Consider the following 2,339-nt stretch of genomic DNA (forward strand, 5'->3'; position numbering starts at 1 on the left):
ATGATGGTGCGCGATGAGGTCGCGCGCGGTGAGTTGGTAACCGTGCTGCCCGACTGGGCACCGCGCCGCGAGATCGTGCACGCGGTGTTCGCATCGCGCCGGGGGTTGCTGCCCGCGGTGCGCGCGCTGCTCGACTTTCTGGCGGAGCGGTTTGCCGAACTCGAACCCGATTGAGGGCGCCGCGTCACGCGTAACCGGGCACTGCAAACCGAGCGCGCGTGCCGTAGACTGCGGTACGCGCATCGCGCACTCCACAACCCTGATCGCTTTCCCGCCATGTTCACGCTGTCCAACGACCTCAACGCCTCCAAGGCCGACCAATACGCGACGCTCGTCGAGCAGGCGCGCGCGCTCGTCGAGTCCGAACGCGACCTGACCGCGAACGCGGCCAACTTCGCCGCACTCGTCTACCACTCGCTCGACCGTCTCAACTGGGCCGGCTTCTACTTCTTCGACGGGACGGAACTCGTGGTCGGGCCGTTCCAGGGCAAGCCCGCCTGCGTGCGGATCGCGCTCGGCAAAGGCGTGTGCGGCACGGCCGCGCAGACACGCGAAACGCAGGTCGTGCGCGACGTGCATGACTTCCCTGGCCATATCGCGTGCGACGCCGCATCGGAATCGGAAATCGTCGTGCCGCTGGTGGCAGGCGACGGAACGCTGATCGGCGTGTGGGACGTCGACAGCCCGGTCGCCGCGCGCTTCGACGACGAAGACCGCCAGGGGATGGAAGCGCTGTGCCGCGTGTTCGTCGAATCCGCATGGCAAAAGGCGCGCGGTTGAACGGCGGCCAAGCCGCGCTCCTCCACCGAGCAGCCGGTCGCCGCGTTCGCGCGTGAATCGCGCCGCGCGACCTCGAACGAAAACGAAACGGGCCCCGCAAAGGGGCCCGTTTCGCTGAGCCGCTGCACCGCTCTTCGCGGTGCCCGGCGGGTGTCAGGCAGCGTGCGTGCCGGACAGCGCCGGGAACGCCTGCGGCTTCGCGTCCTCGGACAGCACCTCGAAGCCCGTCTCGGTCACCACGACCATGTGCTCCCATTGCGCCGACAGCGAATGGTCCTTCGTGACGACCGTCCAGCCGTCCGCCAGCATGCGCGTGTCGCGCTTGCCCGCGTTGAGCATCGGCTCGATCGTGAAGATCATCCCCGGCCGCAGCGGCACGCCGGTGCCCGGGCGGCCATAGTGAAGCACCTGCGGCTCGTCGTGATAGACATCGCCGATGCCGTGCCCGCAGTACTCGCGAACCACGCTGAATCCTTCGCGATGCGCGACCTGCTGGATCGCATAGCCGACATCGCCGAGCGTTGCGCCCGGACGCACCGCGCGAATGCCCGCGTGCATCGCCTCATAGGTCGTCGCAACGAGCCGCCGCGCGAGCTCGTTCGGTTCGCCGACGAAATACATGCGGCTCGTATCGCCGAACCAGCCGTCCTTGATCACCGCGATGTCGAGGTTCACGATGTCGCCGTCGCGCAGCGGCCGCGACGTCGGAATGCCGTGGCACACCACGTGGTTGACCGACGTGCACAGCGTCTTCGGATAACCGTGGTAGCCGATGTTCGCCGGGATCGCGCCGAGCACGTCGACGATGTAGTTGCGGCAGAGCACGTCCAGCTCGTCGGTGGTGACGCCCGGCTTCACGTGCTCGGTGATCATCGTCAGCACCTGCGACGCGAGCTTCGCGGCTTCGCGCGACTTGGCGATTTCCGCAGCGCCGCGGATCGGGATTTCTCGCTTCGCCATTACGCCACCTGCTCGATGCCGTGCTCGACCGATTCCGCCGGCCCCACCTCGCCGCCCCGCGCCTCGGCCTCGATCAGCATCCGGCAGATGTCACCGTAGGACAGCGCCGGATTGAGTTCCGAGAGCATCCCGACGCGCAACCAGTGTTCAGCCTGCGCGTTGATCGAGCGGCTCAGCGCCGTGCTGGTCGAGCGCAGCCGCTCGTGCATGTGCTCGGAAATCTTGATGATGCCCATATATCCCCAATTAAACGAAACATAGTCGATTCGTATATTACGCCTCGTCCGACTGCCGGGCAAGCCATTCGGACTCCGTCGAGACGTCGGCCGGCAACCATCCGCCCCGTTGACAGCAAATTCCAGTTTGCTGGAAAATAAATCCATCATGAAAGAATCAGCCATCACCGCTGCCGACGACACCGGCATCAACGAACGCATCGCCCGGCGCGTGCGCGACCTGCGCACCGTGCGAGGCTACACGCTCGATGCGCTGGCCGCGCGCTCCGGCGTCAGCCGTTCGATGATCTCGCTCATCGAACGCGCATCGGCCAGCCCGACGGCTGTCGTGCTCGACCTGTCGCTTATTCACATCTGACGCTG

General features: G+C 66.3%; 4 protein-coding genes and 1 pseudogene. 3 read left to right on the forward strand and 2 right to left on the reverse strand.

Features of this window, described 5'->3' with window-relative positions; genetic code table 11:
• Positions 1 to 174: LysR substrate-binding domain-containing protein (locus JYJ84_RS34460; protein ID WP_240201946.1), on the forward strand; the 174-nt coding region annotated here is incomplete at its 5' end.
• Positions 175 to 276: 102 nt separating this feature from the next.
• The gene (locus tag JYJ84_RS34465; RefSeq protein WP_174960307.1) at positions 277 to 780 is read left to right on the forward strand and encodes a GAF domain-containing protein; all 504 of its coding nucleotides are present in this window, start codon (positions 277 to 279) and stop codon (positions 778 to 780) included.
• Between the two features lie 153 nt (positions 781 to 933).
• Here the strand turns inward: JYJ84_RS34465 and map are convergent, their stop codons facing one another.
• Both map and JYJ84_RS34475 read right to left on the reverse strand, forming a co-directional pair.
• Complete coding sequence (gene map, locus JYJ84_RS34470) at positions 934 to 1,740, reverse strand: type I methionyl aminopeptidase (RefSeq protein ID WP_122944858.1); 807 nt, start codon at positions 1,738 to 1,740, stop codon at positions 934 to 936.
• Positions 1,740 to 1,976 carry a ParD-like family protein gene (locus JYJ84_RS34475; RefSeq protein ID WP_175221274.1) on the reverse strand — a complete coding sequence of 79 codons (237 nt, stop codon included), beginning with the start codon at positions 1,974 to 1,976 and terminating at the stop codon, positions 1,740 to 1,742. The genes map and JYJ84_RS34475 overlap by 1 nt, the downstream gene beginning before the upstream one ends.
• Before the next feature lie 148 nt (positions 1,977 to 2,124).
• Between JYJ84_RS34475 and JYJ84_RS34480 the strand changes: the two are divergent.
• Positions 2,125 to 2,313: pseudogene (locus JYJ84_RS34480) on the forward strand (helix-turn-helix domain-containing protein); the annotation flags it as partial.
• Positions 2,314 to 2,339: the final 26 nt, after the last annotated feature.

The sequence above is a fragment of the Burkholderia sp. LMG 13014 genome, from assembly GCF_905232215.1.
GTDB lineage: Bacteria > Pseudomonadota > Gammaproteobacteria > Burkholderiales > Burkholderiaceae > Burkholderia.

Bases quoted from the DNA above. Each gene is read 5' to 3' on its own strand.
- JYJ84_RS34465 (WP_174960307.1), top strand. From the start codon at position 277: ATGTTCACGCTGTCCAACGACCTCAACGCCTCCAAGGCCGACCAATAC.
- map (WP_122944858.1), bottom strand. From the start codon at position 1,740: ATGGCGAAGCGAGAAATCCCGATCCGCGGCGCTGCGGAAATCGCCAAG.
- JYJ84_RS34475 (WP_175221274.1), bottom strand. From the start codon at position 1,976: ATGGGCATCATCAAGATTTCCGAGCACATGCACGAGCGGCTGCGCTCG.